This is a genomic window from Veillonella parvula (assembly GCF_032472435.1).
Lineage (GTDB): Bacteria > Bacillota > Negativicutes > Veillonellales > Veillonellaceae > Veillonella > Veillonella parvula_N.
Window position 1 is genome coordinate 617,367 of record NZ_JAWEGM010000001.1, and the last position, 17,513, is coordinate 634,879.

Sequence of the window (17,513 nt, forward strand, 5' to 3'; positions counted from 1 at the left end):
TAGCTAAATATATCTCCAAAATTAGTTTGGAATCGTATAGGTTCCATCAAATACAAATAAATGAGGGTTCTCATGTACAAATACATCTTCAAAGATACCATCATATGTATATACTGCATCATCTTTTTCATCGAGAAAATCAAAGAATTCTGGATTATTCTCAGATTGTTGTAATAAGTACCATCGTTCCGCTCTATCAAATGGTACAGTACCACCAAAGAAATCTAGTACTGATTGGAAATTATCTGCCAACTCTTTCATATTGAATAGACGCAACCCCACTAAAGTATCTTCCCATACGATACCTGTAGAGTTATAGAAAAACTGGTGATGACCACCATTATTGACCTCAGCAAAATACCAACATATTGCATTAAGATATCGTTGCTCTAATGTAAACTCTTTAGATGTTTCTATATAATCATCATAAGAGCCATAAATATTTATGGTCCAATATGCAGGTTCATTAATAGTCCACATATCATCAGTTTCTTTAATTTCTTCAACAGTTATAGTCCGATGCTGAGATACACCTCTCCTATTCTTCTGTTTTTCGGCTACGTATTTACTATAAGCAGAACACAATTCTGGGTAATCAGACTCACACCTTTCAAAATCTATCTGCATATAACACATATCAATAATCTCAAAAAAATATCCTGTTATATTATTTCGATTCTCACTAACAGCTAGGCGTATACCATTATCTACAAGTGCTAGCATATGTTGCATATTATTGGATGTATAAACCTCATGATTATTAGAAACAATAGCGCCATAGGAGTAAGCACAGCGATAATACCACACAGCATCTCTATACTCTTCATCTATAGAGTTTAATACCTTGATAGCTTCTTCCGGTTTATCATTATTGTTATACGCTCTACCAAGCTCACCTAATAAAGGTACAGGTAGATTCTCGATGCCCACACCAGTTAATGTCTCAATAATCAGCTCCTCTTGTCCTATATCATTAAGATCTTTAATAGTTTGTAATTGCGCCTCTTCAGAAAAAGATAAAAAACGTTCAACACTTAACGACATACAATACGCATCCCTTCATCCCAATTAATATGTATATGAAATCATTCTAAAGTAGTAATATTAACCAACACACAAAACAATAAACTTTACTTAATGGTGATTGATTTATAAGATGGGTTATTTACTTAGCTGCCACAACATACATAAAAGACAGGGATACCATCTTCATTATCGATGAGGCCATGTCCCTCGCACTCATGTCCCTCGTATTCTATGCCTTCATAGAATATATGATCGCCTAATTCTTTATTGGCCATTAAATTTTGTAACTTAAAGGTAAGTTCTTCTCCCGTAAAATATTTACCATTATCAGCAGTAATATGGGCCATGATTTCTACTTGCCACATGTTATCTTCTTTTTCTTCTTCTAGTAACTCTTCACCGTTTAAACGTTCATTATTATGAAGCTGATTTTCACTTTCTATCCATGCTTCATAAGTCACTAAAATTTCAGGCTCTTCTAATAGCGCTAATGCACTTTCCTTAGCGCCATACTCAGCATACTCCTCTAATATTTGATTAAACTCTTTAGAAAAATTCTCTTTAGTATATGATTTTTTATTGAATACCCAATGCACTGCACTGTAAGAAGGATAGTTATCCTCTGATATTTCAAGTTGCTCTGCGTCAAGTTTATTAATTTCAGCATTTTGGCTCTTATTAACGAACGTTTTAATCGTTTCAAAAATCATAGGATAATCCTTTTCATACTCACTTGGCTTTATAAAAGATAAAATATATTCTACCACTTCACAGCACCAGCTCAATTGTTTTTCTAAGTGTGCTTCTTTTGTCTTTTTCATAGCAGTTTCAATTAACTGTAAAGCTTGCTGCACATGTTCAGAATGATAACTTTCACCATGTGCTAAAGAGGCATGCGCATAACCCTTACGATAATACCAAGACCAATCACGGTAAGACTCATCAATACGTTCAAATAACTCAACAGCCTCTGCTGCACGGTCATTATTGTTGTAGATACGTCCTAAGGTACTTAACAATATAGGAGATAAATTATCGATGCCTATATTAGTTAAAAGTTCCATAGCACGATCAATATCTAGGTCCTCTTGTTCATTAATAAGTTTTACCTTATCCTCATCACTTAACGCTTGAAACTCTTCATCCGTAATGTCTTCTATGCTTATATATAATTGCTTAATAAAATCCCCAAAACTATCTGCTAAAAGAGTGATAGAGTAATCCCCTTCTTGGTCTACTCGGACTACCTTAGGCTCATCTGTAGGACCACACTCACGATAATCGAGAAAAATCATATCGTGACCGCCAGAAATCGTATCCGCCACCACGACACCAATAGGAGGATATTCCCATTTAGACATCCAAAATTCGTTGCCAAATTCTCCAAAAATAGATTTCTTTTTATCTCTATCAATGCCATATATGCCTGTCACATATACACACTCACCATCATTATTAATAAAGCAGTTCTTATTCAATACACCGCCATTATGATTGTTAAGTAATTCAATATATGCTGCAGGTAATGTATAGCCTAGCTCAGTTTCAGCATCTTTAATATCCTTATCGGTAACAGGTTTACCTATATAGGATTCAAATGCATAATCAACATCGTTCCAAAATCCGGTCCAATCAAAGTCTTTTAGATTACTCATAATACTCGCTCCTAGTTAATAGATTATTTTAACCAAATGGTTTCTCATCACTGTAATATTCTTTAATTAAAGCTTTTACCCTGCGTCGTATCAAAATGGTATCAACCATATAGGAAAAAATGATATAAGGAGATACATTTATAATCGCTATAGGGGCTAAAATAAGTGCTACTCTCAATAAGTCAAGGGAATATGCATACCATTTAAAATCAATGGTATTTAAAATTGGTGTGACATAGTCAAAGACTTTTATCTCCCATTGCATTAAGGAGTTTAATTCTTCACTAGTTCCTAATAGCCAAACAAAACTTACAGCAAAGATCAGACAATATAATATACCAACTGGAATCAATATCTTCGCTCTCTTTTTTAATAGCTCACGGCAAATCGCATCTTCTTCCTCTGGTGTTACATCATATACCATATTGTATTGAATCTGAATCCGTCTAAATCGATAGCGAATATACTTATATAAGAGGTTATTCGGTCTGTATAACATGATATGCTCCACATATACGTCATAATGGGGAAAACATTAAGAATATATCAGCCATCTACGGCAAAATAATACAAATCTTGGATTAGTCATTTTCAATATCCTTTACTAGCTTTCCGTATTATGTCTTAAATCTAACACGATTTCCCAGCTATCTAATGCTGGAACCTTATGATGTGCAATAAAATCTTCTATTATCTGTAATACCTCTTGATGGCCCAATTCATTTTTACCATATATGATAGCGCCCTGCTCGCCATCATTAGTTACACTAAGTTCTATATGTAATAAATCAGTATCTTCATCACAGCAAACTTGTACAAAGTTATACTGTTTATTATCTATTGAGATTTTATTTGATGGGGATACAATCACAAAATCTTGCTCTTGATCCTGAATAGCATATAGATTTTGCTCAACTTCATTCAGTGTAATACCTTCATATTTATAGGTACCTATATCAATTGACCAATTTGTATATGTTTTCTCAAATGAATCTGTCGTCATATGTATCGCCTCTCCTTTACAATATAGACTAAAATAAGGTTTCTAATTGACCTGACATATCCGCCATAAATTCATCAAATTTACAAAGTTCTCGTAACTCTTGATGTTCTATATCATAGCAACTTATCTTCTTAGTTTTAGTGTCCCATACAATTTGCCAATCGTTATACTCGCCTAGTTCTTTAGATAAACGCAATAGATTACGGCGACCTAATTTAAATGGAATTGTATCAATAAGTGGGAAGAACTCTATAGATATAAAATCGGAGTCTGGTAATTCAAAGTAAAGATGTTCACCTTCTAAAAAATTCACTAATGCTTTTGGTAATTTAAATGGCTTTAACTGATCTATTTTATTCTGTATATCATGGAACTCCGTAGGCTCTAAGGATTTAAAATACTCTGCCATTTCCATATCGCCTTTTTCAACGGCAATGCTATAGGGACGCATACCATCCTTTTCTGTGATGGTAACGTCAGCATTATGTTCTACCAAGTATTTGCACATCTGTAAATCCACATAACGAGCCGCAACGCACAATGGGGTTGGCTTAAAGGGATATACAGAATCAGGCTTATTGTAATTAATATCTACACCATTATGAATAAAGAAATCTAGAACCTCATAATTTCTATCTGTAATGATATTTCTGAAAGCTTTACCGCCATACTTCTGTACCGTATGACCTAAGTCATGAATAATTTGTAGGTTCTCATATTTCTTGCCATATAAAGCAGCTTGAAAAGCATCTACTTTCACACGGTTCAAAGCGTGAATATTAGCACCATGAGCCACAACATAGTCTATACTCTCTTTATTACCATACTGTACCGCTAATAAGAAACTTGGATTTTCTTCATCATTAAGATTAGCACCATGTTCTACTAACCATTGAATACTTGGCAAGCAACACATGACAAGAGCTAATTCTAAAGGTGTATGCTCACTATATTCATCAATTTCTATGACTTCATGAATATCCCAACCAGCCGCTAACGCCGACACAAGTGCAGGTAGATTACCCTCAATAATATCCGTCACTATTTTAGGCACAGATTCAAACGTACCTAAATCTTTTAACTGTATCATATATCTCTCCCATGAACTATATTTTTTAAATGATTATCACTAATTACATTATATTATATTTATAAGTATGAGTGTATAGTAAAAGCCCCTCGTATAAGCGAAAGGCTATCATATACCAAATACAATTCTAAAATCTCAATTTATCTTTTTCATAACGAAATAACAAGAACATTAATAAATTTTAATCCATGCACATTTAAAAATTGCATTCCACAGATAGTCTATTTACCATGACGCTTAGAAAATAGACAGATAGTCTCTTTATCACTTTTCTATCATGCTCTTTAATAGCTTTCGAAGATTTTCAAATCTAATCTCAGCCACAAAACGCACCACCTTCTATTTTGATAAAACTAATCTTATAAATATTATCTAACAGCTTCAAACTCTTCACAATTCAGTTTTGCTTTTAAATCTCTAAAATATATTTTTTGTTGTCGTTTCAAATACAAACTTATAAATGGCTTAAATATTAGTTTTTTAGAGACAACAGTTTCTGTAAAATCTAGAATCGTTTTATCATCCTCCACATAGAACTTTCCGACCCAAGCCCCCTTAATATTTTTATTTTCTATCTCAAATATCCATGACTGGTATTTAATACATTCTGTAATTCTAAAATAAGTTTCAACTCCATTCTTGGTAATCTCTATAAAGTTATTCTCATCTATAATTCTTACATCTTTTAAATCACTTCTCCAGGAAAAATCCTTTAGATTCGTCACTGTATCCCACACTACTTCTATTGGATATAGTAATGTAGCTCTCATATTAGACACTGCCATAGTAATCACCTCAAATATATTAGAAAAACACATAATCAATAAAAGATGAATTAAACTCTTTAACCTACTTACATATCGCTCCATACCCATTAGTAAAATTCATATTAATATAAGTAGCATTCATAACATGATAATATTCAGATACATATTCCAATGCTATACTTAAAATAGTGTATTTTTATTTATTTGATGAATTGTAAAATATATTGCGACAAATAAAAAGACTCATATTGGAGATCTCGTGTAAAATGTAAATAACCACAACTACATGACACGGAGGTCTCTAATATGAGCTATATACATCTTACCATAGAAAAACGAAGTCAAATAGAAGTTTTACGAAGAGAAGGATACTCTGTTCGTAGGATTGCTAGCTTAATCGGGGTTCACCATTCTACTGTAGCAAGAGAATTAAATCGCGTTGAAGGTGAATATTCTGCGATTAAAGCACAACAATTAGCAATTAGTGAGTCTGCTAATAAAGGCAGACCAACAAAGTTAACACCTCAATTAGCGGCTTTAATTGAATCCAGGTTACAACAAACTTGGTCTCCAGAAGAAATAGTTGGTGCTGAATTAGTTGGAGTTCTAAGCTTTAAAACAATTTATTCTTGGATCCATCGTGGTTTTCTTGCTGTAACAGAAACAGTACTTCGCCGGAAAGGCAAAAAGCCTGGTACACAAGAAAAGCGTGGACGGTTCAATGTGAAAAAGACCATTAAGGACCGACCTCAAGAAGTTGAAAACCGTAAGACTTTTGGTCATTGGGAACTAGATACAATGGTGTCTTCTAGAGGTCAAAGTAAAGGTTGTTTAGCTACATTTGTTGAACGTAAAACTCGATTTTATGTAGCAATAAAAATGGATGACCGAACTAAGGATTCTATGTTTTTAGCTATTAGTTCCCTATACAACACATTAACAAGTAAATTACTTAAAACCTTTACAGTGGACCGTGGTAAAGAATTTGCGTGCTTTGAACAGGTTGAAAACGAGTTTGGGATACCAATGTATTTTGCTGATGCCTATGCAGCATGGCAACGTGGCTCTAATGAAAATAGTAATGGTTTACTTCGAGAGCTTTTTCCTAAGAAAACCGATTTAGCTAAAGTAACACTAGATAAACTAACAGAAGCACTAGTGCTGATTAATAATCGACCTAGAAAATGCCTTAGGTTTAAAACACCATTTGACATGTTTAAACATGAGATTAAAAAATTGATTTAATTTTGTCGCATTACTTATTGCAATTCATCATATACAAAAGGAATTTCCAACACAATCATAACCACCCGTAGAACGGGTGGTTTGCTCTGACCCTATAAGGGTCTTTCTCTAATGGTGGCCCTCTAAAGAGGGCATTGAATGATCTGACAACCACTCTATTACCACTGGCTACCCCCTACTCGGGGGCTTTTATTTTGCCTATTTTACTGGCTCACCCGTAAACGGGTCGGTATATTCTTTAAAGTTTAATGTATCTTGTGCTATATCCTCTTGTAGTTGATTGCGAACATACTTTTTATCGCTCCTTCATATCGTCCCACCGTATCCACATAATATCCTCTACACCAGAAATGTCTATTTCCATACTTATATTTTAAATTTGCGTGTCTATCGAATATCATGAGGCTACTTTTGCTTTTTAAATATCCCATAAAACTCGATATACTTAAATGTGGTGGAATCGTTACTAGCATATGGATATGATCTGGACAGCATTCTGCCTCGATAATTTCTACATTTTTTCTCTTACATAAATCTCTTAGAATTTTACCTACATCAGCTTTTATCCGACCATAAATTATTTATCTTCTATATTTTGGAGCAAAAACAATATGATATTTACATCTCCATTTACTATGTGATAAGCTTTTTACGTCATTCATTGACAGTGAACCTCCTATGTTGAAATGTTGTGGTTGCCAGACCAACTCCATTCTAGCACTAGGAGGTTCTTTCCTTTTCTCTAAGAATTTTTACTGACCTCAGTTTAACTGGGGATTTAGTTATGCCTATTCGGCGTACAAGTAAAAACAGCTCTTTTTATACGAAAAGAGCTGTTCTATTTTATGAAAGAGAAAGTCACTAGTGACCTTTGTGCTTCTCTCTACGTTTTTGCTGCTTGCGTTCAAATTTCTCTTGTTTGAGGAATTGCTTTTGGACACTAGATTGATGTTTTGAAATCTTTTTCCTTTCCTCATACTGCAACTGCAATAGTTCTTTCGACTTAGAAAAAACTTTCTGCTTTACCTGCTTCTTTACAACACGTTGTAGGCGTTTCGGATTCTTAATCTTCACATACTGTTTGACTGTTGACTCTGAACTAAAAGATAAGCGAGCAAACTGAGTTTGTAAAATCTCAAGAATTTCATCATCTTTCGGTTCCTGACCAAATGTCACACGACAAACTTGATAAGTTTCCTGATACGCTTGTTCAAACAATCCATGCCAAAATCCATCTTCAAAATAAACTGTCAATCTAATTGAAATTGTTTCCACGACAGCACCTCCTTAAATCTATCCCTAAGAATGGACAACCAAGGAGGAAGGTTACTGATAGGCTTGCCTACGTCTGGACTACCAACCAGAACTGTGTTTTTATCTTAGTTAGGACTATTATAGCATATTTATAATCTATTTTTATTGCTTCTTCAAATGCCTATCAAAAAAATGAATCGTAGCCAACCAAGAATCCTTGCTCTCTTTCATCAGTAAACGCCAATCTTTTCGATAACGATGATTTGGTTGATAGGCCACCGTCAACATGTGACCTGTTTCATGATATTTTTTAAATATAATGTAGTGTCCTTTATAATGGGAGACAATATCATCAATTGCTGACGAAGCATCCCATATTTCATCAACAGTACTTCCGAGCAATAAGATTGGTGAATGAATTTGACCAACATCTATTCTAGCAGAGCAATCTTTAGGGAAGGTTTTTCTAAAAAGTTTACTGAACAGATAATCTCTAAGTCGAAACTTTTGATAGGAAAGTTCTTTTTGCAAATGCGTCCAAGAGGAAGTATGAGAGTTCCATTTTCCTTTTATTCCTTCATACACCACATCAGAGGGGGAATTTAGTACCAAGCATTGAACGTCATTAAAAAGGCTCTCCTCAGCTAAAACGAATTCTGCTCCCTTAGACCGTCCATAGATTCCAATGCTTTCACTATCTACTTGAGGATGCTGACGTAGATAATCCTTTGCTCCCACAAGGCACTCTAAAGGAATACGTTCCAAATGTTTTGGTAACCCCTCTAAACCAAAGTAGGCAACTGCTAAGCAAATATAACCTCTGGAAGATAGAAGCTGAGCCATATTCTGTGCCTTTTCAATTCTTCCTTCACTACCGCTCACAATAATCAATGCCGGTGCTTTTAGTGACTTTTTATCATAAAATAGTCTCCCTTGAAAATGTTCCCCGTAAATATCTTGATGACTAATTTGCGAACTCATGTAACGTCTTGAGAAGGTTCTCTCTGCAATAACAGTATTTCCTTGCATAATTTTGATTTTCACAAAAAATTGATCCAGTAAAGGAATTTTAGAAAGAGAACTTGGGAGTTTCTTTTTCTTATTGGTCAAGGGCTTAGCATTAAAAAATAGTCCCATTGTTGAAATGCCTTCATAAGAGCCAGAACAAGATGGAGTTTGTGAAATATCAATAATGCCATTCTTATCTGATACAAAAGTCCCTGTTGATCTCCATAAAACATCATGAGCTAAAAGCATGGGAGCATTGATACAATAATAATCAGTTAGGTACATCTCGACTCGATATGTTTCTCTTGGTTTTAAGCCATTGATGACAATATTGAAAGATTCGTCTGCTAACTCAGACTCTGAGATAAGTTCAATTTGTATAGTCATATCTTCCTCTTTTTGTTAATGCTATTAACAATGTGTTTTTAAAATTACCGTGATTTTTACCACGGTAATTCTCGCCATACCTGTTCAACATCATCCGTCAGTTTCATAACCATTTGAAGGTCCTCCTCACTATAGTTTCTTAAAACTGAAAAAATGGCTTTTTCAATATGCTCCTGTTGCTCTTTATGGATATTAAAAACTTCAACCACTTTTTTGGATAATATCAGATATTTATTTTTTTGCTTAATTGTAGAATGAAATTGAACACATAAAAAATCCATAGTGAACCTTGTGTTATGATTTAGGTGACTAATCAAAATATAACCGAGGTAATCACTATGGACTACAATAATCATAACACGACATTACACACAAACAAACACTTAAACTTCGAAGAACGATTTTATTTAGAAAAGAGAATCGTTCTAGGAGATAGTATTGCTGCAATTTCACGTGCACTGGGCCGTTCTAGAACAACTATTTATACAGAATTAAAACGTGGTACTGTAATTCAAATTCGACATGGTAAATCTCAACTTGTATATTTAGCTGATTCTGGACAAGCAACATATGAAAGACAACGTGTTGGCTCCTTTAATACCATGAGAATTGGTGCTATAGAATCTTTTATAAATTAGATTGAAAGCAAGACTCTAGCTGATCGTTGGTCATTTGATGCTGCTGTTGGATATGCTAAACATAAGGGGTTGTTTGTGCGTAATGAAATGGTTTGTACTAAAACTTTATATAACTATCTTCACAAAGGTGTATTAGGTATAAAAGCAATTGATTTACCATTGGTAGTACGGCGTTCCCAACGAAAATCTATTTCTAGAAAACATAAGCGAGAACTTGGTAAATCCATAGAACTTCGCGATCCTACTATTGAAACGCGCGAGGAATTCGGACATTGGGAATTAGATACCGTCCGTGGAACAAAAGATAAGACAGACCATATTTTAATCTCTTTACTTGAGCGTAAAAGCAGATTGTATGTGGCTTTACGATGTCCCTCAGCGCGTGCTACTGATGTAAAAGAAACACTGCATGCATGGTTAAATACGTTTAAAGATGTTAATCTAGCTTGCTTATGTAAAACAATAACTGCAGATAACGGTTTAGAGTTTTCAGAGATATCTAATTTAGAAAATGAAACCTTGTCTATTTATTTTGCTAGACCTTATTCTGCTTGGGAACGTGGATCAAACGAAAGGCATAATGGTTTACTTCGTAGATGTATACCGAAAGGAATGCCAATAAAAGCCGTTTCAGAGGAAACAATTCAACGAACACTTCAATGGTGTAATAATTTGCCACGCAAGCTTCTAAATTATAGAACCCCCTTGGATGTCTTTCTTGAAGAAGTTAATAGAATTGTAGATTTGGATACTGTTCAATTTCATATTGCAATTTAAAATTTAAAAATTTAACTTTGTTAACAAGTTTTATTATAAGTAAAATTACAAATGATGCTATTAGTCCCTTAATAATATCTTCAGGTATTGTTTTTACCATAACCAATATATAATTGTATCAGACATACACTACCCTCCGAGTTTTTTGGTATTAAACCACTCAAAAGTAATACCATCAATTATATTAACTTCAAAAGGTTTACTTTTCCCATAACAAATACCATTTTTTACCAAATACGCCTCAACATAATGTCTACCTACATAGCAAGTTTCTTCTGTTCTTATTCTTTTTCCTTGTTCAAGCTTAGAATTATAAAAGTCTCCTCTTAAGCAATTCGCATTTATTGCTTCGTAACCAGTATTGGTTATTTGCCAGTATATATCATAGTCTTTTATATTAAGTGTAAGTGCATTGACTTCAAATCTAAGTTTTCCTTTTTTATTCAAAGCTTCACCACTTTTTATTTGCTTAAATCTGAAACCACGCCAACTGTAATATGCTTTTATCTCTACGTTAGTCTTAGCAATACTTGATAATTTCCATTTAGGTTTTTGATGATAACTTAAAGAATTTAACGAGATTCCAATTTCATTAGTATTTTTACGCAAACTTCTCTGCATATAAAACAAACTCTCATTTAAAGACATTGCTTTATTATCTATGCTAAAGTCAACTTTAAGTTGATCATACCACTTCAAAAAATTTTCAAAGTATTTTCCATCCTTATCCCATTTCAAAGATAATTTTTCTTTTCTATTAACCGGATTATAAATACAAGGATTTTCATTTTCATATTCAACTCCACTCAAAAGATTTTTGACTACATTCAATAATAATGTTTTAAAATCATCACTAATAATCATACTTTCAGGATAAATTTTTGCAACCAAAGTAGTAATTATAATGGAAGACGGTTTTTGTTCCATATCATCTTCAAACATAACTTCTGCATGTCTCTTTAATAATTGCACAATTCTTTGTAATGGAGTTTTTATTTTATAATCTGGAATTTCTTCTATATTTGCATAAAATCGTTTAGCATAGGATTCTTTTATAATTTGAAAATCGCTTTGTTTTTTGAACCAATCGGAATATACTTTAGGACTACTAACTTCCCAGTCAAATGTTATATCATCATAGTTATCACTTCTTTTATCTGAAATTGCAATATTTCCATCATCCGTATCATTCCAAGGAACAGCAGGTAAAATATCTATATGAAAATTTGATTCATCTACATAATTTAATGTCCAACACCTATTGCTTTCTTTTGGAAAATTTTCCATACTATGCTTTAACGAGTAATTTTTAACTACTTTTCCAAGTTCGTCTTTTAATTCTCTTTGAGTCTGGTGATTTCTTCTTTTTTTCGTCATATTACAAACAATATCTATATCATACGCCCCGTCTTCAGTAAGAGGTTTAATTGCTGTTCCTAATTTAATAGAACCTTGTAAGTAAATATCCGGACTATATTCTGCTAGGTCAGATTCTTTTATATAGTTTGCAATTGCCTTATACCTGTTTGATGCTTTTTCGTAATTTGATTCAGAAACATCAATTTCATTAATAAGCTCTTTTATCTCCTTCGACATTTCAAATTTTTTCATTTTATTCCCCCTCTCTTATTAAATAATATATTGCGAATGAGCTCCTATTTTAAATGATTTTCCTCTTATATCAACACATTCCTTTTCAATGTCTTCTCTATCTACAAGCTTAATTAAATCATTCTCTTCTTTTACATATTTACGTATCATATCAGTATATTCATCTGGTAAATGAATCTCGTAAATATCAAATAATAATATCTCATTCTTTTTAAAATGCTTAGAATAAGCCATTTTAGGTTTTATTTGCTTTAAAAACTCTATTCTCATGCTACTTAAGACTTCTATAGGCAATATGTTATTTTTTATAATTTCTTCATAAAACTCTCTATATACCGCCACTTCCCTATTTTTTCTACTATCAAACCAATTTAGAACTTTGCTAATATTTTTTCCTTTTATACAAAATCTTAAATCTTCTTTTTCATAAAAACCTCGTTCATTTTCAAAAATAATATTCAATTTCCTTTCAATAGTACTAAACGAACTACAAACCTTATATACTCCACCAACAGGTTGCAGTTGTTCTATTTTACTTCCCTTAATTAAAAGATATTTATCATCTATTTTTATTTTATATAAATACGCAATACTAAACCTAATATCTTCGCTCCAATGTATCAACGATTTTACAAACAACCCTATTCTTCTATAATTAGCTGCAAATATACCAATCAAAAACCAAATTCCACTGCTAATCAAATTAGTTCCTATATTTTCTAACACTTATATCCCCACACTTTCATTATTACTCCCACTCAATTTCTTCATTCACTTTTTGGTGAATATCTACTCTATTAACAATATCAATTACATTTACTAGCCAACCATTCAATGTACAACTTCTGATAAATTCATCAATTCTATTAACTCCATTCATTTCTTTGAGTGTTACAACAACACCAAACCTAACTCCTACGCCATCTTGAGGAGCTAATCGGTTATTTGTTTTTATTTCCATGCCCCAATTCTTATTTCTATAAGAATCTTTTGGTATCATTCTTTTTGTAGCACTCTCTGCAATATACTTTACATTATCCCATTTTCTAAACTGCTTTCTTGCTTCACCTTCCACAAGATAATTTCTTTCTCCATCTAATGTGTCTTCTGTATTCTGTTTATCACCTTTAATATCCTTAATTTTTTTATCATCTCCTATTCGACCAAAGTGCAAATTCAATTCCGTATTTGTATAGTCCACCCCCTGCAATCTATCACACAGTGGAAAATAGCACATTGTAGCCTTTGCAATATAGGGGTACTTATTATCCTTTAGAGGAACAGGAAAATCATAATTATAAGTATTCCATTTTTCACTAATATCTGATACCACAAATTTTATTTCATCATCTTTTGTTTGAATAATTTCATTTATATGAATGGGTACAATTCCATGCCCATATAAGGCAACTTCTTCAGGAGTTGGTTTTTCATCCCAACCTCTCGCTGCATCAATAATCATAGCTTTTGCGACTTCCCTGTTAAGCCCTAATACATCAATTAAATAGGATAATTTTCTTGCAATCCAAGGTGCAGCATAGGAAGTACCGGCAACACTTGCCGCCCCTAAAGGTTCACAAACCCTAATGTATTCTTCTTCACTACCGCCATAATAACTTACGTCTGGCTTTGCAAAGAAAGATAATACTAATCCTTTACGAGCATATTTAGTAGACATACCATTCTTACTAACTGAATTTACAACTATACTATTAACAGAATCTGCCGGAGATCCTATTTTTACTATATCTGCACTTGGTTTATTTGTTCCTGCAACAACAAATATTACATTGTTTTCAAACTGAATTTTATCTAATGTTGCAGCTTCAGCAGAAATAAAGTTGTCATTAATTTCCTGATTACTACCAAGTGAAATATTCCAGACTTTTATATCTGAATTATTTACTACAATACTCTTTATTTTCTTTATTATTGAAAATGAAGAAAATTCAGCACCTACCGCTACTCCAAAATGCCTAACCTTAAACCTTCCACAACCATCATCCAGCCAAGGATTTAATCTTGCTCCATCAACAATAATGGAAGACACTGCTGTCCCATGATTATAATCTTTTGGATTTTTTGGTATATCTTCTGAGACCATATCATGATATTCAACCCAATCACTAAAATAAACACTTTCATCAAATAAGGTATCTATCACCCCAATTGTTGGTTCAATAGATGGGGATGGTATAGTTACCATTTTTGTTTGATACTCATTGATAAAATCATCAGGTGATAAATTTGATAAATCAACGGTTGCCATTGAAACAAGATAAGGTGCTTTTTCGAAAAGTAGTCCTACCTGCTTTTCGTCTAAGTAAACAGTTTGATTATCTAAAATTCTGCTACTTAAAATATCTATCCCTAATCTTTCAAATAATAGTTTGGTATCTTTTCTTACGTCATACAAAGTTATAATGCTCTGCTTTACATCTATCGTAGGTAACTCTACTTCAAAAGAATCAATGTATGATACATCTGCAATCACCTGTTTAAATATTGACATACTCACAGAAAGATCTTTAAAAACTCGTGGATTGACAATATTTTTATCTTCAAATATATTCTTGCTGATCTTGCCTGCAAATTTTTGGGACAATATATTTAAAGTATTTGAAATCAATTCTATACTTTTTATCAAATCATACTCATCAAGAAAATATGTTATGATGTGTTTGCTCTTATCTCTATTAAATTTTGCTCCAACAATTGCTTCATTAGAATCCGCACCTTTAAAAAGTCCGGCGATTCGATTACTTTTTGCAACAATTTTATTGTAATAAACGCTAACTAAAATCCCTTCAAATGGTTTTGTTTCTTTATCCCAAAATTCTTTAATCTGAATTAGCTGAGATTTTAATCTTAACAAATGCTCTGTACTGACTTCCACTTTCCCGTTCATGGCTATACCACCACGCATACCATTTTTACTGGTTTGCAAAAAGCGTTTCCCTTTTAATTCCAAGACATTATTCACTATCTACTTCCTCCTTCTTTAACTTTCTTGAGACAGCACTTTTAGACTCCCCTTTTAATTTTTCTATTTCTCTTACAGTGAATCCTTCCTCATGAAGCTGGTTTATATCCTTTTGATCTAAACTTCCTATCAAGCTATTGTATAATCTTTTCAAATAATCATACTCAGAACTAACATCGCTAAATGCAAGTGATGTTTTTATAATGTTTTTTAATTCTCCAGGATAAGGTATTTTTTTTGCTGTCTTCAATATTTTTTTAAATAATCTTGTATCTTTGGATATTCCTTTAAAATTCTTGATAAACGAAGAAAAATAATATTCCGCTACTTCTATTAAATCATCATCACTATATCTGTTGAAATTAATAACTGCATCAAACCTTCTGACTAATGCCTTATCAAAATTGGAATATAGGTTAGTAGTTGCAATAAGCACTATTTCTTTATTAAGATCTGTTAATCTGTCTAATTCTCTTAAAATCGTAGATGTTACTCTTCCCATCTCTCTAATATCATTAGAATTAATTCTATCCAAAGCAATAACATCAATTTCATCAAATAAAACCACAACCTTATTTGCATTTGGAAGCATATTTATTTCTCTAAAGACTTTTATAATGTTTTTATTAGTCTGCCCCAACTTGCTATCTATCAGATTTTCAAAGTCCACTCTAAAAAGAGAGCGATCCAGCAATCTTGCAACATTTTTTGCTGCTTCTGTTTTTCCACTTCCCGGTAATCCTTCAAATAAAAATTTATTAATACCAACATTATGATTTACAGCATTAATAATGCCTTTTATATCCTCTGTTATTTCAAGCGGTAAATTTAAAGCCTCTAAATTTCTTATTTCAACTTGCTTTAAAAACTCACTTTCAAAATCACTACTTTGTGGTGAATATAAATTTGATTCAGATATTAACCCCATAATATATTCGGATAACTGATAATCTCCTATGCTATCAAAATATCTTGCTATTGCTATCGCTTCATTTCTAAAGGAATTTTCGTTCCTTTCCACATGGTATTTTATTAAATTCAAAACATTTTGTTTTTTCATATTGCTATACCTCCTATTTTCTTTTTTATTATATCATATATTGGGACATAATTCTATACTTATGGGACAAATATTCAAACTTTTGCTTTTTATGTCAAAGGTTATATTAGTGAACTGCACCCCAAAAATTGGACACAATTTTGGGAGGTGCAGTTTTTTATGTCAAAATACTCAAAAGAAGTAAAAGAAAAGGCAATTTATCTTTCTGAAAAAGGATGGGGTCGATTTAGAATTGCTAAAGAGCTTGAGGTGCCAGAAAGTACTATAAAAAATTGGCTACACAAATTTAACCTTAATCATAATTTGACCCATAAAATTGGTACACAAGTATTTTCAGCAGATTTTAAACGTAAAGTTCTTGAAGCTAGGTGGAAGAATAAGTTATCCTTTAAAGAAACAGCAGAATTATTTAATTTAGATAACCCTAGTCTAATTGCTACATGGCAAAAGCGGTATTTAGAAGAAGGGATTTTGGGGTTGCAACCCAAGCCTAAAGGTAGACCACCTATGAAGACTAAGAAAGAAATTAAGATACAAGTAGATTCAAGCCAAAAATCAGATAAGGAACGTATTAAAGAACTGGAAGCTGAAAATGCTCGATTAAAGTATGAAATATCTTTTTATGACGACATATCCGCTTCAGTTTATGCTCAAATACTTTGGTATTAGTCGAAGTACGTATTATGCGCGCCTAGCCAGCATAAATAAAGGGGACAAATATATAGAGGAACGAGACGCTATTCGTACCCTTGTATCGATGAACAAGGGTCGTTACGGATATCGACGAATCACAATAGCATTACATAAATTAGGCTTCAATATAAATCATAAAGTTGTGATGCGTATTATGAAGGAAGAAAACTTAACATGCAAAGTTCGTCTAAAGAAGTATCGTTTATATAGAGGTACAGAAGGAAAAATTGCTCCTAATATTATTAAGCGAAACTTTACTGCAACAAAGCCAGATCAAAAATGGACCACAGATATTACCGAATTCCACTTGTTTGGG

16 protein-coding genes and 2 pseudogenes are annotated in these 17,513 nt (G+C 32.8%); 4 read left to right on the forward strand and 14 right to left on the reverse strand.

All coding sequences use genetic code 11. The features are described from left to right. Positions 1-21 precede the first annotated feature (21 nt). The 6 genes from E7A03_RS02875 to E7A03_RS02900 all read right to left on the reverse strand — a co-directional run bounded on the left by E7A03_RS02875 (position 22) and on the right by E7A03_RS02900 (position 5,559). A complete protein-coding gene (locus E7A03_RS02875) occupies positions 22-1,044 on the reverse strand; it encodes a DMP19 family protein (RefSeq protein WP_024062155.1) in 1,023 nt (340 codons plus the stop codon). A 125-nt stretch (positions 1,045-1,169) separates the two neighbouring features. Continuing rightward, positions 1,170-2,681, reverse strand: a complete 1,512-nt coding sequence (locus tag E7A03_RS02880) for an SMI1/KNR4 family protein (protein WP_058948458.1) — start codon at positions 2,679-2,681, stop codon at positions 1,170-1,172. 28 nt (positions 2,682-2,709) lie between these two features. Then, the gene (locus tag E7A03_RS02885; RefSeq protein ID WP_024062119.1) at positions 2,710-3,180 is read right to left on the reverse strand and encodes a hypothetical protein; all 471 of its coding nucleotides are present in this window, start codon (positions 3,178-3,180) and stop codon (positions 2,710-2,712) included. A gap of 105 nt (positions 3,181-3,285) precedes the next feature. Next, positions 3,286-3,684, reverse strand: a complete 399-nt coding sequence (locus E7A03_RS02890; protein ID WP_024062120.1) for a hypothetical protein — start codon at positions 3,682-3,684, stop codon at positions 3,286-3,288. Positions 3,685-3,712: 28 nt separating this feature from the next. After that, complete coding sequence (locus tag E7A03_RS02895) at positions 3,713-4,774, reverse strand: ankyrin repeat domain-containing protein (protein WP_058948457.1); 1,062 nt, start codon at positions 4,772-4,774, stop codon at positions 3,713-3,715. Positions 4,775-5,142: 368 nt separating this feature from the next. Next, positions 5,143-5,559: a hypothetical protein gene (locus E7A03_RS02900; RefSeq protein ID WP_044117164.1), complete on the reverse strand. Its 417-nt coding sequence runs from the start codon at positions 5,557-5,559 to the stop codon at positions 5,143-5,145. 288 nt (positions 5,560-5,847) lie between these two features. Here E7A03_RS02900 and E7A03_RS02905 point away from each other — a divergent pair, with 288 nt between their 5' ends. Beyond that, positions 5,848-6,786, forward strand: coding sequence for an IS30 family transposase (locus E7A03_RS02905; RefSeq protein WP_058948456.1), 939 nt, complete (start codon positions 5,848-5,850; stop codon positions 6,784-6,786). 198 nt (positions 6,787-6,984) lie between these two features. Here the strand turns inward: E7A03_RS02905 and tnpA are convergent. From tnpA to E7A03_RS02925, 4 genes and pseudogenes are all read right to left on the reverse strand, one after another. Continuing rightward, positions 6,985-7,448 (reverse strand): annotated as a pseudogene (tnpA, locus tag E7A03_RS02910) (IS200/IS605 family transposase). Between the two features lie 199 nt (positions 7,449-7,647). Further along, complete coding sequence (locus E7A03_RS02915; RefSeq protein ID WP_316073652.1) at positions 7,648-8,061, reverse strand: YjdF family protein; 414 nt, start codon at positions 8,059-8,061, stop codon at positions 7,648-7,650. Between the two features lie 141 nt (positions 8,062-8,202). After that, on the reverse strand, positions 8,203-9,435 hold the full coding sequence (locus E7A03_RS02920; RefSeq protein WP_058948455.1) for an acyl-CoA thioesterase/bile acid-CoA:amino acid N-acyltransferase family protein: 1,233 nt from the start codon (positions 9,433-9,435) through the stop codon (positions 8,203-8,205). A gap of 56 nt (positions 9,436-9,491) precedes the next feature. Continuing rightward, complete coding sequence (locus tag E7A03_RS02925; protein ID WP_206669384.1) at positions 9,492-9,716, reverse strand: hypothetical protein; 225 nt, start codon at positions 9,714-9,716, stop codon at positions 9,492-9,494. A gap of 57 nt (positions 9,717-9,773) precedes the next feature. Between E7A03_RS02925 and E7A03_RS02930 the strand changes: the two are divergent. Continuing rightward, a pseudogene (locus E7A03_RS02930) lies at positions 9,774-10,850 on the forward strand (IS30 family transposase). 129 nt (positions 10,851-10,979) lie between these two features. Here the strand turns inward: E7A03_RS02930 and E7A03_RS02935 are convergent. The 4 genes from E7A03_RS02935 to E7A03_RS02950 are packed head-to-tail and all read right to left on the reverse strand — an operon-like array spanning position 10,980 to position 16,504. Then, positions 10,980-12,461: a nucleotidyltransferase gene (locus E7A03_RS02935; protein ID WP_024051167.1), complete on the reverse strand. Its 1,482-nt coding sequence runs from the start codon at positions 12,459-12,461 to the stop codon at positions 10,980-10,982. A gap of 18 nt (positions 12,462-12,479) precedes the next feature. Beyond that, positions 12,480-13,187, reverse strand: coding sequence for an SMODS-associated NUDIX domain-containing protein (locus E7A03_RS02940; protein ID WP_024051168.1), 708 nt, complete (start codon positions 13,185-13,187; stop codon positions 12,480-12,482). 22 nt (positions 13,188-13,209) lie between these two features. Beyond that, positions 13,210-15,444: a S8 family peptidase gene (locus E7A03_RS02945; protein WP_024051169.1), complete on the reverse strand. Its 2,235-nt coding sequence runs from the start codon at positions 15,442-15,444 to the stop codon at positions 13,210-13,212. Beyond that, on the reverse strand, positions 15,437-16,504 hold the full coding sequence (locus E7A03_RS02950; RefSeq protein WP_024051170.1) for an ATP-binding protein: 1,068 nt from the start codon (positions 16,502-16,504) through the stop codon (positions 15,437-15,439). The genes E7A03_RS02945 and E7A03_RS02950 overlap by 8 nt, the downstream gene beginning before the upstream one ends. A 159-nt stretch (positions 16,505-16,663) precedes the next feature. Here E7A03_RS02950 and E7A03_RS02955 point away from each other — a divergent pair, with 159 nt between their 5' ends. Then, complete coding sequence (locus E7A03_RS02955) at positions 16,664-17,173, forward strand: helix-turn-helix domain-containing protein (RefSeq protein ID WP_316073655.1); 510 nt, start codon at positions 16,664-16,666, stop codon at positions 17,171-17,173. After that, a partial coding sequence (locus tag E7A03_RS02960) for an IS3 family transposase (RefSeq protein WP_316073657.1) occupies positions 17,151-17,513 on the forward strand: 363 nt, incomplete at its 3' end. The genes E7A03_RS02955 and E7A03_RS02960, both read left to right, overlap by 23 nt.